Origin of the sequence: Micromonospora qiuiae, from assembly GCF_016863555.1 — a bacterium.
Taxonomy (GTDB): domain Bacteria; phylum Actinomycetota; class Actinomycetes; order Mycobacteriales; family Micromonosporaceae; genus Micromonospora; species Micromonospora qiuiae.
Genome location: NZ_BOPC01000036.1, coordinates 66,430 through 83,861, shown reverse-complemented (window position 1 = coordinate 83,861; position 17,432 = coordinate 66,430). Strand labels below are relative to the sequence as shown.

The window sequence follows — 17,432 nt, the reverse complement described above, 5'->3', positions numbered from 1 at the left end:
AGGCCACCTACCGGATGAACATCGACACCCTCGCCAACTGGATCGCCACCCGCGGCTACTCCGCCACCAGCTGACGATCCAACAACTCAACACACCAAAGGGCCGCCCCCACAAAGGGACGGCCCTTTCGTCATACCCACCCCCGCGCTCCCCGGGCTCCCCGGGCTCCCCGGGCTCCCCGGGAGGATGCGACAACATCGGGGATGTTGCTGTGTCAGGCCACCACGAGGCAGCAACATCCCCGATGTTGTCGCCTTCGGGCGTGCCGCCCGCCACGCGGCGGTGGGGGGATCAGGTTGCGGGGGCGAGGAAAGCCAGGCGGTTGCGTGGACGTCCTGCGTGTGGAAGCGACGCAGCCCCGGCAGTTCGTCTCCGCCACAGGACACCGGGTATCCGGCGGCGGTCAGCCGGGTGGCGAGGGCGTCGAGGTCGGGCCACAGCAGGGCGGGTGCGCCTTGCGGGCCGGACGGAAGTGGTCCTCCACACTCCAGGTGCAGTTCGGCAGCGTACCCACTGAACCAGCAACCGCCGTGGGCCGCGAAAGCCGGCGGTTTGGCCAGTTCGGTGAGGCCGAGGACGCCGACGTAGAGGGCGTGTGGCAAGTTCTCCAAGACCCGGGGGCAGGCGAGCTGAATGTGATGAATCATGATTTCCAGCCGACGGCGTCGGGTTGACCCGATAGCAAGACGGACGTACGGTTTTGTTGATAGCGAGAATCGCCGGTAAGTGTCGCCTAAGCACGGCGGCGCTCCGCCCGGTGCGACAGACTGCTCAGGACTACTCACGGTCGCTGGTGTGAAGGAGTACGACGTGGCGAGCCTCGACACCTTCGGTGCGAAGACCCAGCTACGCGTCGGAGACGCGAGCTACGAGATTTTCAAGATCAACAAGGTGGAGGGCCACGAACGGCTCCCCTACAGCCTGAAGATCCTGCTGGAGAACCTGCTGCGGACCGAGGACGGCGCGAACATCACCGCCGAGCACATCCGCCAGCTTGGCGCCTGGGATCCGGCCGCGGACCCGAACGTCGAGATCCAGTTCACCCCCGCCCGGGTGCTGATGCAGGACTTCACCGGCGTACCGTGCGTGGTCGACCTGGCCACCATGCGAGAGGCCGTCCGCGACCTGGGCGGCGATCCGACCAAGGTGAACCCGCTCGCCCCCGCCGAACTGGTCATCGACCACTCGGTCATCGCCGACCTGTTCGGACGCCAGGACGCCTTCGAGCGCAACGTCGAGCTGGAGTATCAGCGCAACAAGGAGCGCTACCAGTTCCTGCGCTGGGGGCAGAGCGCGTTCAACGAGTTCAAGGTGGTCCCGCCCGGCACCGGCATCGTGCACCAGGTCAACATCGAGTACCTGGCCCGCACCGTGATGGAGCGCGGCGGCCAGGCCTACCCGGACACGGTGGTCGGCACCGACTCGCACACCACGATGGTCAACGGCCTGGGTGTGCTCGGCTGGGGCGTCGGCGGCATCGAGGCCGAGGCCGCGATGCTCGGCCAGCCGGTCAGCATGCTGATTCCCCGGGTGGTGGGCTTCAAGCTCTCCGGCGAGATGCCGGCCGGCACCACCGCCACCGACCTGGTGCTCACCATCACCGAGATGCTGCGCAAGCACGGCGTGGTCGGCAAGTTCGTCGAGTTCTACGGCCCCGGCGTCAGCGCGGTGCCGCTGGCCAACCGGGCCACCATCGGCAACATGTCCCCGGAGTACGGCTCCACCGTCGCGATCTTCCCGATCGACGCCGAGACCGTCCACTACCTGGAGCTGACCGGCCGCGACCCGAAGCAGGTCGCGCTGGTCGAGGCGTACGCGAAGGAACAAGGGCTCTGGCACGACCCGAACGCCGAGCCGGACTACTCCGAGCGCCTGGAGCTCGACCTGAGCACCATCGAGCCCTCCCTCGCCGGCCCGAAGCGCCCACAGGACCGGGTACCGCTGGGCAACGCGAAGACCCTCTTCCGCGCCGCGCTCCCGGACTACCTCCAGGGCAAGCGGAAGCCGGTCAAGGGGCCGGCGGACGTCGCCAGCGCCCTGTCGTTCCCGGCCAGCGACCCGCCTGCCAATGAGATAAACGATCCGATCGACCGGCCGCGCGGGCTGATGTCGGCGGCAACCGGAGCCAAGGGCCGGCCCAGCCATCCCATCCACGTGGTCGGCGAGGACGGCAACGAGTACGAACTGGACCACGGGGCGGTGGTGATCGCCGCCATCACCTCCTGCACCAACACCTCCAACCCGCAGGTCATGATCGGCGCGGCACTGCTCGCCCGCAACGCGGTCGAAAAGGGCCTGAGCCGCAAGCCGTGGGTGAAGACCACGCTCGCGCCCGGCTCGAAGGTCGTCATGGACTACTACGAGCGGGCCGGCCTCACGCCGTACCTGGAAAAGCTCGGCTTCCATCTGGTCGGCTACGGCTGCACCACCTGCATCGGCAACTCCGGTCCGCTGCCGGAGGCGGTCTCCGCCGCGGTGGACGAGGCCGACCTCGCCGTCGTCTCGGTGCTCTCCGGCAACCGCAACTTCGAGGGCCGGATCAACCCGGACGTGAAGATGAACTACCTGGCGTCGCCGCCGCTGGTGGTCGCGTACGCCCTCGCCGGCTCGATGGACATCGACCTGGCGAACGAGCCACTCGGTGAGGACAGCGAGGGCAACCCGGTCTTCCTGCGCGACATCTGGCCGAGCACCAGCGAGATCCAGGACGTCATCGCCTCCGCGATCGGTGCCACCGGCTTCAGTTCCGCCTACGCCGACGTCTTCGCCGGTGACGAGCGCTGGCAGTCCCTGCCGACGCCGACCGGGGACACCTTCGCCTGGGACAGCGAGTCCACCTACGTCCGCAAGCCCCCGTACTTCGAGGGCATGGGGCAGCAGCCGGCGCCGGTCACCGACATCGCCGGTGCTCGCGTGCTGGCCAAGCTGGGCGACTCGGTGACCACCGACCACATCTCCCCGGCCGGCTCCATCAAGGCCGACTCGCCCGCCGGCGAGTACCTGGCCAGCCACGGCGTGCCGCGGCACGAGTTCAACTCGTACGGCTCGCGCCGGGGCAACCACGAGGTGATGATCCGGGGCACCTTCGCCAACATCCGGCTGCGCAACCAGCTGGTCCCGGGTGTGGAGGGCGGCTTCACCGTCAACCACCTCACCGGCGAGCAGACCTCGATCTACGACGCCTCGATGGCGTACCAGCAGGCCGGTATCCCGCTGGTCATCCTGGCCGGCCAGGAGTACGGCTCCGGCTCGTCGCGGGACTGGGCGGCCAAGGGCACCATGCTGCTCGGGGTGAAGGCGGTCATCGCCGAGTCGTACGAGCGGATCCACCGCTCCAACCTCATCGGCATGGGCGTGCTGCCGCTGCAGTTCCCGGCTGGCGAGAACGCCGACTCGCTGGGGCTGACCGGCACCGAGACGTTCACCATCACCGGGGTGACCGCGCTCAACGACGGCTCGACCCCGCGCACGGTGCGGGTCACCACCGACAGCGGGGTGGAGTTCGACGCGGTGGTGCGCATCGACACCCCGGGTGAGGCGGACTACTACCGGCACGGCGGCATCCTGCAGTACGTGCTGCGTCGCATGATCGCCAGCTGACGTACCAGGAGCGAAGGGCTCCTTCCCGCGCCGGCGCGGGAAGGAGCCCTTCGACGTTGGGTGGGGTCGTACGGCCGACCCGGCGCTCAGTCGACGCGGTGGCGGGCGTCCCGGATCTTCATGGCGTGCTCCACCAGGGTGATGAGCACCTCCTTGGCCGAGCTTCGGCTGCGGGCGTCGCAGAGCAGCACCGGCACCTCGGGGTCGAGATTCAGTGCGGCCTGCACCTCGTCGAGCCGATATTGCCGGGCCCCCTCGAAGCAGTTCACCGCGACCAGGAACGGGGTGCCCCGTTCCTCGAAGTAGTCGATCGAGGGGAAGCAGTCGGCCAGCCGGCGGGTGTCCGCCAGCACCACGGCACCGATCGCGCCGAGCGACAGCTCGTCCCAGACGAACCAGAACCGATCCTGCCCGGGGGTCCCGAAGAGATACAGCACCAGATCATCACTGATGGTGATCCGACCGAAGTCCATCGCCACGGTCGTGGTCTGCTTGGCCTCGACGCCGGACAGGTCGTCGATGCCGACCCCGGATTCGGTCAGCACCTCCTCGGTCCGCAACGGACGGGTCTCACTGACCGCGCCGACCATCGTGGTCTTGCCCACCCCGAAGCCGCCCGCGACCAGAATCTTGATCGCCGTGGGCAGTGCGGCCGCACCCGACGGCCGCTCAGAGTGCCCGTAGTCCATTGATAACCGCCTCGAAGATGCTGTGGTCGGGAATGCCGACGGTGCTCTGCGGCTCCCGGATCTGTACCAGGCTGCGCGCCATCAGGTCACCAAGCAGGACCCGCACGGTACCCACCGGCAGGTCCAGATGTGCCGCGATCTCGGCGACGGACTGCATCCGCTGACACAGTCCGACGATCGCCAGATGCTCCGGGCCGAGACCGATCTCCGGCGACACGTCCTTGCGCGTCGCCGTCACCAGGGAGATCAGATCGAACGTGCCGGTGACCGGACGGGCCCGGCCGCCGGTCACCGCATACGGACGGACCACCGGACCAGCATGGTCGTCAACCCACTGGTGTTCGGCAGATTCTCCCTGAAGTGTCATACGTTCTACTTCTCCCCGTCGTCCGCTGATCGGGTCGGCGACGCGACGTACTTGCCGACCCGGGTAACCAGCATGGCCATCTCGTACGCGATCAGCCCCACATCTGCGTCCTCACTAGCCAGAACCGCGAGACAGGCGTTGCGACCGGCGGCTGTGACGAACAGGAAGGACGACTGCATTTCGATGATCGTCTGCTGCACCTGGCCGCCGCCGAACCGCTTGCCCGCGCCGCGGGCCAGGCTCTGGATGCCGGCCGCCATCGCCGCCAGGTGCTCGCCGTCGTCACGGCTGAGCCCCTGCGACGAGGCCATCAGCAGGCCGTCTGCGGACAGCGCAACCGCGTGCTCAGCCTGCTTGACCCGGCCGACCAGATCATCCAGCAACCACGTCAGGTCGGCACTCGAAGCCGTCTTCTGCGCCACTTCGTCGTCCTCTTCTCCCCCGGCTCATCGCCGTGCTCATCTGGGCCTGACCAGCGGCCATGGCGGATCGCCGCCCGGCCGAGCCTCAGGTCGCCTGTTGGTCGGCGCCGTCGGATTCGTTCCCGCCAGCCGGCTGATCGCTACCGCCGAGCAACCGGGCGGCGTCAGAGCGTCCACGCCGGGTGCCCGTCTGGTACGAACTCATCATGCGCCGCACTTGTTCGGGTTCGCGGATAACGTCGTCGCCCTCCTCCGGTGCCTCCGGCTCGGCCCGCAGCGCCGGCGCCAGACTCGCCTGCCGGATCCGGACCGGCAGGCCCGACTCGGTGCGATCCGGCTCGGCCTGTCCCTCGGCGGCACCGCCCGGCGCGGCCGCCGAGGGCCCCGGCGAGGCGGCCGTGGGCAGCGCACTGCTCGGCTCCGGGGCCACCACGGGGCCCGGCGAGGCGGCCGGTTGGCCGTCGGTGGGCTCCGGCAGCCGGTGCCGCATCCACGGGCCACCCTCGGCGTTCGTCGAAGTGACCGGCGGCCCGAGCGGAATGGTCGGCCCGTCCAGTGCGGAGTGACCCGGCCGGCGCCGGGACCGGGTCGGCAGCCCGGAGCTGTCGACGCCGTCAGCCGAGCCAAGATTGATCTCGGCGGGCAGCTTCGTGCCGGGCTCGGCCGCGGCCTCCTCGGCCCCGCTGTCGGTGCCGGCCGGACGGCGTGCGGGCGACGCCCCCGGCGCGGCGAGGGCCACCGGCGCGGGACGCTCGGCCCCGGCGGCCGGAGCCGGGCCGGCCACGGCGGGCGCCTCGATCCGCGTGCCCAGCGGAGCACCCGACTCGGCACCGTCCACAATGATCAGTTCGCTCGGGATCAGCACCACGGCCTTGGTGCCGCCGTACGCGGACTCCTTGAGCCGTACCCGTACTCCGTGCCGGTCGGTCAGCCGGCTCACCACGTACAGGCCGAGCCGGGACGCATCGGCGAGGTTCAGCTCGGAGCGGTCCACGATGCGGTGGTTGGCGGCGGCCAGATCCTCCTCGGTCATCCCCAGGCCGCGGTCCTCGATCTCGATGGCGAAGCCGTTGGCGACGAGTTGCCCGCGTACCTCCACAGCGGTGTGCGGCGGGGAGAAGGAGAGCCCGTTCTCGATCAGCTCGGCGAGCAGGTGGATGACGTCGCCGACCGCCCGTCCGGCCAGCGACACGCCGCTGATCGGCAGCACCTGCACGCGGGTGTAGTCCTCGACCTCACCGACGGCGCCGCGGATCACGTCGACCATCGGCACGCTACGGCGCCAGGCTCGGCCGGGGGTCGAGCCGGAGAGCACGATCAGGTTCTCGGCGTTGCGCCGCATCCGGGTGGCCAGGTGGTCGACCCGGAACAGATCCTCCAGTTCCTCCGCGTCCTGCTCCCGCCGCTCCATCGCGTCGAGCAGCGTGAGCTGGCGATGCACCAGGGCCTGGGTACGCCGGGCCAGGCTGAGGAACACGTCGCGAACCGCCCGGCGTAGCTCGGCCTGCTCCACCGCCGTGCGGACCGCGGTCTCCTGCACCACGTTGAAGGCCTTACCCACCTGGCCGATTTCGTCGTCACCGAACTCCAGCGGCGGCGCTTCCTTGGTGACGTCCACCTGCTCGCCGCGGCCGAGCCGTTCCACCACGCTCGGCAGTCGCTCGTTGGCGAGCTGGAAGGCGGCGTCGCGTAGCCGCTGCAACTGTTGCACCAGGGCACGCGCGGTGGTGATCGAGACGATCACCGAGGCGATGACGGCGAGCAGACCGAGACCGGCGGCGAGCACCAGCCGGACGATGACCCCGACCGCGACCGGGGCGGCGCTCTTGACGATATCGTCGCCGCCGGCCAGCACCACATCACCGAGTTCGACCATGGCCGCACCTGTGGCCTCGGCCCAGTCCTGGCTGTCGAACGGCAGCCGGGAGTTGGCCGAGTTGGCGACCATGATCTTGTCTTCCAGCTCCGCCAGCCGCCGGAAGTTCGGGCCCGCGATCATCTGCGCGTAGCGTTGCTGGTCGGCCTTGGGCAACCGGACGACCGCCTGCTCCGCGAGGAACTGACGGGCACCCACGATCCGGGTGAACTCCGCCCGCTCGGCCGTGGTGATCCGGCCGGCGGCCAGCACGCCGGCGAGCATGGCGTCCTGCTGGGAGAGCAGTTCGCGAGCCCGGTTGAGGCGGATCAGCTCAGCGGTGTTCTCGGCGACCTCGACGTCATCGAGGTTGCCGAGCTCGTCGTACACCTGGTAGATCGACTCGATCACCTCGGTGAACGCCACGCCGGCCTCGCTGCGGCCGATGTTGTGCTCGTCGACGGCGGCCCGGGTGTCCCGCAGCGCGTCCAGGCCCTTCTGCAGCAGCGCGATGCGTTCGTGCAGATCCTTGCTGCCGAGCAGGCTGACCTGCCAGCTGTCGACCGACTCGGCGAACTCCGCCGTCAGCTGGTCCGTGCGCTGCCGCAGCTGCGTCAGCTCGCTACGCAGCGCATCGTCCGGTCGTCCCAGGTAGACCACCGAGCTACGCCGCTCCAACTGGAGTTGGAGCAACAGCGGCTCGGTGGGGTCGAACACTCGTACATCGAGCGCCTGCACGCCGAGCAGGTTGACTCCCTCTCGGACGGTCACCCAGGCCGTGAAGCCCCAGAGCGCCACCAGCGAGGCCAACAGAGCCACGACCTTGGTACGCAGATTCGAACTGCGGGAACCCATTACACCGTCCCTGGCCCTGAACGAGTTGATCTGTCAGTCAGCAACACGTTACGCGCACCGACCCCGGCGCACGCTAACAGCGTCACCGCGCCAACTCAAGCGCTGCCGATCATGCCCTGCTCGGCTCCCTGTTGGACTGGGATGGAGGCTCTGCCGTGCGCCGCATCGGTCACCGCTAGCGCCATCTGCCGCGCCGCGAGCACCGCCGCCCGGACGATCAGCACCGGCGCGTACAGGTCCTTGTCATGCCACAATGGTGGGTGCTCGCTATGCTCGGCGCACAACGGGGCAAGCGCCCGGTGGATCGACTCCCGCACCTTGGTGGTCATGGGACGGCCCACGCCGAGCAGCACGTGCACGGCGTACGCCGTCTCCTCGGCCGTGGTCGACCAGCGCCCCCAGCCACCGTCGTCGCGCTGGGTGGCCAGCACCCAGTCCGTGGCACGGTCGATCGCCGCGTCGGCCACCTGGGCCGGTGCATAGCTGGCCAGAGCCAGCGCCGCGCTACAGGTGGCGTAGTACGGCGAGGCGTGCCAGCGGTCCGCCCACCTGCCGTCCGGCCGTTGGGCGTCACGCAGCCAACCGGCGAGCCCGGTCACCCGGGCGGCGTAACGCTCGGCACCGTCCCGGGAGTGCCGGGCGTACCAGCCCAGCGCCTCCAGCGCGTGTGCGTTCGTCGTGACCGAATGCCCGTCCTCCCCCTGCCAGGTGCAGAAGTGACTGCCCAGGTCGTAGCGGAGCAGGCTGGCCGGATCCACCGGGTGGCCCGACCGGGCGAGGGCGTACAGGGCCACCGAGGTGGTGTCGGCGTCGGTCGGCAGCCCGGGGCCGGTCGCCGCACCGTCCGGCCCGAGCGCGGCGGCCAACTCCGCGACCAGCCCCGGTGGCGGAGCCACCGGCACACCCGCCCGGGCGAGCGTGGCAAGCGTCCAGGACCGCTCGAAGGTCGTGATCGGGGTACAGCAGGGCACCGGACCACCGTGCCGGGCGACCACGGCGTCGAGGTAGGCCCGCGCGGGCCGCTCCGGGGTGCGCCGGTGACCGAGCCAGGCCGCGGTGGCCGCCGGCGATGCCCCCACCGCGCCGTCGATCGGGACGATCTCGGTACGCTCGGCGGCGGCCGGCCCGAGCACCTCGTAGGCGTGCCAGAGCTTGCTGGGCACCGGGCGGTCCGTGGCGAGCAGTGCGGTGACCGCGTCGACCCGACGCCGGTCCACCGAGGGCAGCGGCCAGCCGTACCCGCCGTCCAGGTGACTCAGGTGCGCGTCGATCCGCCCGGCCAGGGTCGGCACGATCAGGTCGGCGGCCGGAGTGTCCGGCATGGACGGGCCGTCGGCGAGCCGGCGAGCCAGCGTGGCCAGCCCACGCGCGGCGGCAGCAGCAAGCTCGGGTCGGGCCGGCGCTGGCGGGCCGGCCGGATCGGCCCGGACGAGTTCGGCGAGCAGAGCCTCCACCGCGCTCGCCGTCGGCACCAGCGCGTACCCGCCGGTCGGGCCCCAACCGCCGTCGGCGCCCTGCCGCGCGAGCAGGTACGCCAACCGCCGCCCGTGCCCGTCGAGCCACGGAGCGTCGGCGACGAGCCTCCCGGTCTCGTAGACCGAGCTGCTCACCTGCCCGGCCGGTTCTCGTTGCAGCAGTGCGAGCAGTTCGCGCGCGGCAGCGGTCACGGCGGCCTGTGCACCGGTACCGACGGCGAACGCCGCGGCCGTCACGGCACGCCCCAGAAGTCGGTCAAGCGGTAGAAGCCGCTGCTGAACCCGATCTGCCGGGCCAGGTAGTCCGCCTGCACCGGGCAGCTGTCACGCAGCGGTTCCAGCATCTTACGGGCCTCGGTCACCAGTTCGGCGATCCGCTGCTCGACATCGGCCCTGGGCACCAACAACAACGCGTTGAGGTCTCCCCAGCGCAGGTCGCGTTCGTACGTGCCGAGGTCGTTGACCAGCCGAAGGATTCGCTGCACCTGGTCGCTGGCTGCCAGCAGCGCGTCCAGGTGCGCCAACGTCGCCGGGTCGTCGGTGTGGATCCAGTGCACGGCATTGACCACGGTGCAGGCCAGGTTGGCGGCGTTGTCGAGATAGTCCTCGAAGTCGGGCAACCGGTCGGGGTGCTGCTTCCAGTCCCACTCCCGGGCCATGGCGTCGAGCACCGTGCGGATCTCCTCCCGCCAGCGGTCCCGGTGCCGGGCGAAGGCCGGCACGACCGCGAGTTCGTCGCGCAACTCGGCGAGGAAGCCGCCGAGAGCGTCCCCGGCCTCCGGCGGCGCGCCGTCGGCCACGGCGAGGCAGCGAGCGGCCAGGCGGTCGATCTCGTCGCGCGATCGCGCCTCGTGGTCGATCAGCCAGTCGACGGCGAAGCCCCAGAGCACCGCGCGGTTGGTGATCCGCAGCTGGGCCGCGTCACACCAGGGAGCGCCGAACGCGATGGCCATCGCCACATTTCCGAACAGCGCCGCGTCGAACGGCTTGGGGGGAAACAGATCCGGGTACGATGCGGCGAGCCGCGCCAGGTCACGCTGGCCCTGGGTGGCGAGGGCGCAGATCCGGCCCTGTTCGGCGGCCACCGTCAGCTGGTCGTCGCCGGCGCCCGGCGACTCGCTCCACGGGCTCATGCAGCGACCTCCTGGACCGGCTGCAAGGTCACCTCGACCCGGTCGACCGGGCGCAACGCGGCAGCCACCTTGATGCCGGGGACGCCCGCGCGACGCAGCCGGAAGCGGTACCGGCTCAGCAGGGTGGCCACGATCAGTGTCGCCTCCAGGTAGAACAGGTGCATCCCGATGCACTGATGCGGGCCGCCGCCGAACGGGAAGTGCGCATACTTGGGCCGGCTGCGGACCAACTCCGGGCGGAAGCGATCCGGGTCGAAGACCTCGGGGCGGTCCCAGAATTTCGACATCCGGTGGGTGATCAGCGGGCTGACCACCAGGGTGGAGCCGGCCGGGATCCGGACCCCGCCGATGACGTCCTCCTCGACCGCCGTCCGCGGGAAGAGCCAGCCGATCGGGTAGAGCCGAAGCAGTTCGTCGAGCACCTGCCGGGTGTAGCGCAGCTCGCGCAGGTGCTCACGGCGTACCGGCTGGTCCCCGACCACCTGGTCGAGTTCCTCGTAGAGCCGGGCGGCGATCGCCGGATTCTGCTCGATGTGCGGCCAGAGCCAGGTGAGCACGCTGATCGTGGTCTCGGTGGTGGTGGCGACCATCGCCACGGTGTCGTTGCGCACCTGGCTCTCGTCCAACCGGCCGCCGTCCTCGGTGCGCCCTCGCCACAGTGTGGAGATGATGTCGTCGGCGCCCTCGTCGGCGGTGTCCCGCGCCGCTCGGATGATCGGCAGCAGCAGGTCGTCGATGAGCTGCACGGCCCGGCGGAACGTCCGGTCACCCGGCATGGGCGCGGCCAGCGGCGCCCACGGCATGAGGATCCGGGGCATCACCGACCAGGCGATGGCATCCTGCGCCTGCATGATCCGCATCGCGTCCGAAACCGAGATCTTGTCGGCGAAGAAGACCCGCATGACCGCGGAACAGACGATGTTGGCCTGCACGGTGCCCATGTCCACCGGCTGGCCGGTACGCGCCGGCTCCGTCAGCTCGTCGATGGCCTCCTCGATCGCCACCGCGAGGCGGTCGACCAGCCCGTCGATGCGCCGGGCCGTGAACAGCGGCTGCAGGATGTGGCGGCTGTTCGTCCAATGTTCACCGTCGCTGAGGATGCCCTCACCGAACAGCCGCTTCAGCGGCCGCCACTGTAGACCGTCGCCGGCTCGGACATAGTTGTCGGACTTCTCGCGCAGCACCCGCTGCAGATGGTCCGGGTGGGTGATGAGGTAGGGCCGGAACGAACCGAGGTTGAGCTTCACCACCTCGCCTCCGGACCGCTCTCCGAACTCGACCAGAGCGCGGGCTGGATCACGCATCAGGCCCGGCACCACGTGCCGCAGGGGTATGGATCCCACTCGTCTGGTATGGACGGACATGAGGTCTTCTGCTCCTGCCTGCAAAATGCCCCAGGGGTGCGGGACATCACTCTTCGAATTGCCACGGTCGCAATGAGCATGACATCGCGATGGCGCTCCTCACTAGTCGCGTGACGAGAAATCTTCATGGTCAGCATTCCCGCTGTCCACAAGAGAAGCCCTGCACAGGCCCCGCTTCGCGGGTTTGCCGAAGCAGGCGTGACCGCCGCCCGACGCCCACGTCCTGCCTGGTCAAGGGCGGAATCGAGACGTACGCCGGCAGCCGGTGGCGGCCCGGACCGATCCAGCGGCGGCAGGCCCGCCGCGGCGCCTGGTGATCTTGGTCATTCCCGGCGGGCGCTCCGACGAAGCGTCCCACGCAGACCGGTGGCCTGGCCGGAAGGAATCCGGGCGCCGCCCGCCTCGCTGTGCCAGGCTCAGGGACATGGACGACAAGACCATCCTGAGCCGGATCTCCGATCTGGTCGACGAGGAACACCGGCTGCGGGCGGCGGCGCAGGCCAACGAAGCCGGCACCGACGACGAGGCCCGTAACCGGTTGCGCGAGCTGGAGGAATCCCTGGACCAGTGCTGGGATCTGCTCCGCCGCCGCCGGGCCGCACGCCAGGCCCACGGCGACCCCGACGCACAGGGCGCCCGACCGGTGCCGGAGGTCGAACGCTACCTGCAGTGAGTGAGCCGGCAAAGGCACCGCCGACGGTCACGCCCCCATGATCACGGCGATGGCGGCGATCACGGTGTCCACCGTCGCCGTGGGCGCGAACCGGACGTCCGTCCACGGCCGGCCCCGGTGCAGCCAGATGCTGGGCAGCCCGACCGCGGTGGCGCCACCGATGTCGGCCTCCGGGCCGTCGCCGACCACCCAGGCGCCGCGCAACGGCATCCGCGCCCGCTGGGCGGCCAACGCGAAGATCCGGGGATTGGGCTTGCTGACCCCGGCCTCCTCGGAAATCACCCAATCCGCGACGTACCGGTCCAGCCCGGTGCGGCGAATCTTGGTGTCCTGCTGGCGTACCGCACCGTTGGTCACCACCACCGGCGTCCAACCGGCGTCGTCGGCGATCTGCAACGCGCAGGCGACCAACGGATCGAGTCGGGTGAACTCCACCACCCCGTCGTGGAGCTCCTCGACCAGATCGATGGAGGGGATCCGGAGCCGGTAGCGGTCCCGGATGGCGTCCGCGACGTCCCAGCGATCGGTCAGCCCGTCGGCATCGATGGACAACAACCAGTCGACGTCGTCCGGCGGCGCGCCGATGCTGTGCAGGAAGCGCTCTGCCCAGGTGCGGAACGGCCCGGCCCGATCGAGCAGGGTGTTGTCCAGGTCCAGCAGGAGCAGCGGCACTCGGGCACCCTACGGGAATCGGGCACCCGCCGACAGGGCCGGTTGTTACGCGTTCGGAGTCGGCGGTCAGGCCACCCGCCCCATTTGCAAGCCGTACGTACGGTTTGCATCACCCGAGGTGAGCTGACACGATCGGGACGTGCCCAGAGTCAGTCAGGACCAGCTCGACGCCCGCCGGCAGGAGATCCTCGCCGCCGCCCGGGCCTGCTTCGCCCGGCACGGCTACGAGGGTGCCACCGTACGCCGCCTGGAGGAGGCGACCAGGCTGTCACGGGGCGCCATCTTCCACCACTTCCGGGACAAGGACTCCCTCTTCCTGGCCGTCGCCGAGGACGACGCGGCGGCGATGGTGGAGACCGTGGCCCGCAACGGCCTGGTCCAGGTGATGCGCGACCTGCTCGCCCGGGCGGTCTCCCCGGACACCACCGGCTGGTTGGGCAGCCAGCTGGAGGTGTCGCGGCGGTTGCGCACCGACCCGGCCTTCGCCAAGCGCTGGGCCGAACGCTCGGCCGCCATCGCCGAGGCGACCCGGGAGCGACTGGTCCGCCAGCGGGAGGCCGGTGTGCTCCGCGAGGACGTCCCGATCGACGTGCTGGCCCGCTTCCTCGAACTCGCCTACGACGGCCTGGTGCTGCACCTGGCCATGGGTCGCCCGGCCGGCGACCTCGACCCGGTGCTCGATCTGGTCGAGGAGGCCGTGCGGCGAAGGTAACGGCCAGATAACTGCACCACCTCGGACGGGCATCCCCGGGCGTCCCCGCTCCACAATGAAGCCGCGTCTCCCCTCGCGCGACAGGAGCAGACCAATGACGGGTCTCGCGGCAGATTTCGACACCTGGGGCATCCCCAGCAAAACTTTCCTCGCGTTCTATCTGGCAGCGACCGTACTGTTGGTGGTCGGCGTACTGATCCACCGCCGGGCCCTGCTGACGGGCTGGTCGGCACCGCCGCCCGATCAGCTCAACCCCCAACAGGTTGCCTACCTCAACGGCCGGGAGGAGCTCGCCGTCTGGGCCTCCCTCGCCACGTTGCGCAGCCAGGGTGTGATCGGGGTGGACGCGAACCGCCGGCTGACCGTCCACGGACCGCTTCCGCACACGGCGAGCCAGCTCGACCGGGCCATCCACTACGCGGCGGCACAGGGCGCCTACGGCCGCGATCTGCGCCGCACCGAATGGGTCGACCGCGCGCTCACCGAGCTGCGCGACGGACTGGAGCAGCGCGGCCTGTTGGTCGGCCCGACCCGGCGGGCGGCCCTACGGCTCGGCCCACTGCTGCTGGCCGCGTTGCTGCTGCTCGGCGCCTTCCGGATCATCGCGGGCCTGGCCAACGGCCGTCCGGTCTGGTACCTGGTGCTCATCGTGTGCGGGCTCGCGGTGCTCACCACCGTGCTGTTCCTCCGGATGCCCTGGCGGACCCGGGCGGCCGCCGCCGCGCTGCGCACCCTACGGACGCGCCATCGGCACCTGGCCCCCATGTCGAATCCGGCATACGCCGTCTACGGCGCCAGCGGGATCGCGATGGCGATGGGACTCTACGGCGCCGCGTCGCTCTGGGCAATGGATCCCGCCTTCGCCGAGCAGGCCGACATCCAACTGCGGGCGAAGGACGCCGCAGCGGGCGCCAGCGGCACGACCAGCACAGGCAGCTGCGGGGGCAACGGAGGCGGAAGCGGCTGCGGCGGAGGCGGAGGATGCGGCGGAGGATGCGGCGGAGGATGCGGCGGATGACCGGCCCGGACGGGGTGGGCATCGGCTGGCGGCCGGAGATCGCCGGCTTCGTCGCCGAACTGCCCGGGCTGCGCTTCGTCGAGGTGATCGCCGAAGCCGTGCCGGCAGCCGGGCCACCTCCGGACGGGCTGACCGAGCTGCGGAAGCGCGGCGTGGCCGTCGTACCACACGGGGTGCGGCTCTCCCTCGGTGGCACGGAACCGGTCGAGCCGGCCCGGGTGGCCCACCTGGCGGCGGTCGCCGAACTCGTCGCGGCCCCACTGGTCAGCGAGCACATCGCCTTCGTGCGCGCCGGCGGCCTGGAGGCGGGGCACCTGCTGCCGCTGCCGCGCACCCGGGAAGCCGTCGACGTGGTCTGCGCCAACGTGGCACGGGCACAGGCGGAACTGTCGGTGCCGCTCGCGCTGGAACCGATCGCGGCGCTGTTCGACTGGCCGGACGACGAACTCGACGAGGCCGCCTTCCTGGCCGAGATCCTGGACCGCACCGGCGCACTGCTGCTGCTCGACATCGCCAACGTGTACGCCAACGCCCGCAACCGGGGCACCGACCCGGTCGCGCTGCTGGACGCCCTGCCGTTGGAACGGATCGCGTACCTGCACATCGCCGGCGGCGCCGAGCAGGGCGGCTTCTACCACGACACGCACACCGATCCGGTCCCGGCGGCGGTGCTGGACCTGCTCGCCCAGCTGTGCGCCCGACACCGCCCTCCGGCGGTGCTGCTGGAGCGCGACGGGCACTACCCGCCCGCCGCCGACCTGCGCGCCGAACTGGACGCCGTGGCCCACGCCGCGGGTCTGCCGGTGGTGACGTGACCGCCGCCGGCACCCCCAGCGGCGTCCCGGGTTCGCTGGCCGAGCGGCAGGCGCGGCTGGTGGCGGCGTTGGTGGCCGGTGCCGCGCCGCCGCCGGGCTTCGCGCCGGCACCGCTGGCCGCCGCCCGCGCCGCCCTGCTGCGCAAACGCGCCGGCGAGGTCGCCCGGCACTGGCCGTTGCTCGCCGCCGGCCTCGGTCCGCGTTGGTCCGCGACTTTCGCCGAGTGGGCGGCGGACCGGCCCAGCCGTGGCGGCCTGCGCGACGGCTGGGACCTGGCCCGCACGCTGCACGACCACGGAACGCTACCGCCGCTGGGAACCCGGGAGTTGGCCGTACGGGAGGCGACCTTCCGCTACGACGGCGAGCGCCCCCCACGCCGCCGCAGGCTCCCCGCCATCACCCGCACCGGCACCACCTTCGCCCTACAACTAGCCAGCCGCGTGCTGTTGGTGAAAGGAAGGGCCCCCTTTTAACGCCTCGTGAGGTAAAAGGGCCCCTTCTTAACAAAGTCCGGCAGCAGCTTGACGGCGAAGCGGGTCCAGGCGTGGTGAAGCTGCGCCTGGGGTGGTGAGCGCCGTGGCTTGCCGCATGTCGGGGTGCTCGGCCGATCGAGCGGGCACGGGTTGCGGCGGATCGGGGTGTCACGGTCGGTGAGCGGCACGGGTTGCGGCGGATCGGGGTATCCGCGCCGGTTGAAGCCACGAGTTGCGGCGTCCCAAGGGAAGGTCACGAATCGCGGTGTCTTGGGCGCGGGAGTGCCGGAGTGCCGAGACCCGCCACCCTGCCTGTTGCCGGTATGGACCCCACGCACGGAGCGGCAGAGGCGCGCCGACGGCCGGCGGGCCGGGGATGCCGGGTCGGATCGGTTGCGGGAAGATCGACGGCATGGATCTCGGACTGACCGATCGGGTGTACGTACTCACCGGCGCCTCCCGCGGCCTCGGCTACGCCACCGCGCAGTGCCTGGTGGCCGATGGCGCCCGGGTGGTCCTGTCCGCTCGACGCGAGGACGCGGTGGCCGCCGCCGCAGCCGGGCTCGGCGGGCCGGAGCGGGCGATCGGCATCACCGGCGACCTGGCCGACCCGGCCACGCCCGAGCGGCTGGTCGACGCCGCCCGACGCCACTTCGGCCGGCTCGACGGCGCCCTCGTCTCGGTCGGCGGGCCACCGCCCGGCAGCGCCGCCTCGGTCGACGACCAACAGTGGCGGCAGTCCTTCGAGACCGTCTTCCTGGGCAGCGTACGCGCGATGCGCACCGTTGCCACCGCGCTGCCCGACGGCGGCGCGATCGCGCTGGTGCTCTCCACCTCGGCGCGCGGCCCGGTGCCTGGGCTGGGCATCTCCAACGGGCTGCGCCCCGGCCTGGCCGGCGTCGCCAAGGACGTCGCCGACGAGTACGGCCCACGCGGCGTACGGGTGGTCGGGCTGCTACCGGGGCGGATTCTGACCGACCGCAACCGGGAGCTGTTCGCCACCACCGGCGACCCCGAACGGGCGCAGGCTGAGGCGGAGGCCGTTATCCCGCTGCGCCGCATCGGCGACCCGGCCGAGTTCGGACGGGTCGCCGCATTCGTGCTCTCCCCCGCAGCGAGCTACCTGACCGGGGTCACCATTCCGGTCGACGGCGGCGCGCTGCGCGGCCTGTGACGGCCGGGCCGGGCGGTGGCGGCGACGACCGGCACGCCGGCCACCCGGACACGCCCCGCCGGCCCAGCCCACGACCCGACCGCCCAGACACGCCGCCGAACCCCCGGCCCGACCGCCCGGACACGCCCCGCCAGC

15 protein-coding genes and 1 pseudogene are annotated in these 17,432 nt (G+C 71.0%); 7 read left to right on the top strand and 9 right to left on the bottom strand.

Annotation, left to right across the window (positions count from 1 at the left end; translation table 11 throughout):
* Window positions 1–291 precede the first annotated feature (291 nt).
* A pseudogene (locus Vqi01_RS31785) lies at window positions 292–647 on the bottom strand (VOC family protein).
* A 148-nt stretch (window positions 648–795) separates the two neighbouring features.
* On the opposite strand from Vqi01_RS31785, the gene Vqi01_RS14275 reads away from it, so the two are divergent.
* Window positions 796–3,600, top strand: a complete 2,805-nt coding sequence (locus Vqi01_RS14275) for an aconitate hydratase (RefSeq protein WP_204035267.1) — start codon at window positions 796–798, stop codon at window positions 3,598–3,600.
* Between the two features lie 86 nt (window positions 3,601–3,686).
* Here Vqi01_RS14275 and Vqi01_RS14270 read toward each other — a convergent pair whose 3' ends face one another.
* The 7 genes from Vqi01_RS14270 to Vqi01_RS14240 form a co-directional block, all read right to left on the bottom strand.
* A complete protein-coding gene (locus tag Vqi01_RS14270; protein WP_204035266.1) occupies window positions 3,687–4,289 on the bottom strand; it encodes a GTP-binding protein in 603 nt (200 codons plus the stop codon).
* The gene (locus Vqi01_RS14265; protein WP_204035265.1) at window positions 4,270–4,656 is read right to left on the bottom strand and encodes a DUF742 domain-containing protein; all 387 of its coding nucleotides are present in this window, start codon (window positions 4,654–4,656) and stop codon (window positions 4,270–4,272) included. Before Vqi01_RS14265 ends, Vqi01_RS14270 begins: the two co-directional genes overlap by 20 nt.
* Before the next feature lie 5 nt (window positions 4,657–4,661).
* On the bottom strand, window positions 4,662–5,078 hold the full coding sequence (locus tag Vqi01_RS14260) for a roadblock/LC7 domain-containing protein (RefSeq protein ID WP_204035264.1): 417 nt from the start codon (window positions 5,076–5,078) through the stop codon (window positions 4,662–4,664).
* An 85-nt stretch (window positions 5,079–5,163) separates the two neighbouring features.
* The gene (locus Vqi01_RS14255) at window positions 5,164–7,788 is read right to left on the bottom strand and encodes a sensor histidine kinase (protein ID WP_204035263.1); all 2,625 of its coding nucleotides are present in this window, start codon (window positions 7,786–7,788) and stop codon (window positions 5,164–5,166) included.
* A 95-nt stretch (window positions 7,789–7,883) separates the two neighbouring features.
* On the bottom strand, window positions 7,884–9,500 hold the full coding sequence (locus tag Vqi01_RS14250; RefSeq protein ID WP_239098392.1) for a prenyltransferase/squalene oxidase repeat-containing protein: 1,617 nt from the start codon (window positions 9,498–9,500) through the stop codon (window positions 7,884–7,886).
* A complete protein-coding gene (locus Vqi01_RS14245; RefSeq protein WP_204035262.1) occupies window positions 9,497–10,396 on the bottom strand; it encodes a terpene synthase family protein in 900 nt (299 codons plus the stop codon). The genes Vqi01_RS14250 and Vqi01_RS14245 overlap by 4 nt, the downstream gene beginning before the upstream one ends.
* A complete protein-coding gene (locus Vqi01_RS14240; RefSeq protein WP_372444358.1) occupies window positions 10,393–11,730 on the bottom strand; it encodes a cytochrome P450 in 1,338 nt (445 codons plus the stop codon). Before Vqi01_RS14240 ends, Vqi01_RS14245 begins: the two co-directional genes overlap by 4 nt.
* A gap of 454 nt (window positions 11,731–12,184) precedes the next feature.
* Between Vqi01_RS14240 and Vqi01_RS14235 the strand changes: the two genes are divergently transcribed.
* Window positions 12,185–12,433 carry a DUF2630 family protein gene (locus tag Vqi01_RS14235; protein WP_204035260.1) on the top strand — a complete coding sequence of 83 codons (249 nt, stop codon included), beginning with the start codon at window positions 12,185–12,187 and terminating at the stop codon, window positions 12,431–12,433.
* 27 nt (window positions 12,434–12,460) lie between these two features.
* Here the strand turns inward: Vqi01_RS14235 and Vqi01_RS14230 are convergent, their stop codons facing one another.
* Window positions 12,461–13,105, bottom strand: a complete 645-nt coding sequence (locus tag Vqi01_RS14230; RefSeq protein WP_204035259.1) for an HAD family hydrolase — start codon at window positions 13,103–13,105, stop codon at window positions 12,461–12,463.
* Window positions 13,106–13,244: 139 nt separating this feature from the next.
* Between Vqi01_RS14230 and Vqi01_RS14225 the strand changes: the two genes are divergently transcribed.
* The 5 genes from Vqi01_RS14225 to Vqi01_RS14205 all read left to right on the top strand — a co-directional run bounded on the left by Vqi01_RS14225 (window position 13,245) and on the right by Vqi01_RS14205 (window position 17,297).
* Complete coding sequence (locus Vqi01_RS14225; protein WP_204035258.1) at window positions 13,245–13,817, top strand: TetR/AcrR family transcriptional regulator; 573 nt, start codon at window positions 13,245–13,247, stop codon at window positions 13,815–13,817.
* A gap of 94 nt (window positions 13,818–13,911) precedes the next feature.
* Window positions 13,912–14,835 (top strand): TIGR04222 domain-containing membrane protein, encoded by a 924-nt coding sequence (locus Vqi01_RS14220; protein ID WP_204035257.1) that lies wholly within the window; start codon window positions 13,912–13,914, stop codon window positions 14,833–14,835.
* Window positions 14,832–15,650, top strand: coding sequence for an MbnB/TglH/ChrH family RiPP precursor modification enzyme (locus Vqi01_RS14215; protein WP_204035256.1), 819 nt, complete (start codon window positions 14,832–14,834; stop codon window positions 15,648–15,650). The genes Vqi01_RS14220 and Vqi01_RS14215 overlap by 4 nt, the downstream gene beginning before the upstream one ends.
* The gene (locus Vqi01_RS14210; RefSeq protein ID WP_204035255.1) at window positions 15,647–16,123 is read left to right on the top strand and encodes an SCO6045 C-terminal-like domain-containing protein; all 477 of its coding nucleotides are present in this window, start codon (window positions 15,647–15,649) and stop codon (window positions 16,121–16,123) included. Before Vqi01_RS14215 ends, Vqi01_RS14210 begins: the two co-directional genes overlap by 4 nt.
* A gap of 412 nt (window positions 16,124–16,535) precedes the next feature.
* Window positions 16,536–17,297, top strand: coding sequence for an SDR family oxidoreductase (locus Vqi01_RS14205; RefSeq protein ID WP_204035254.1), 762 nt, complete (start codon window positions 16,536–16,538; stop codon window positions 17,295–17,297).
* Window positions 17,298–17,432: the final 135 nt, after the last annotated feature.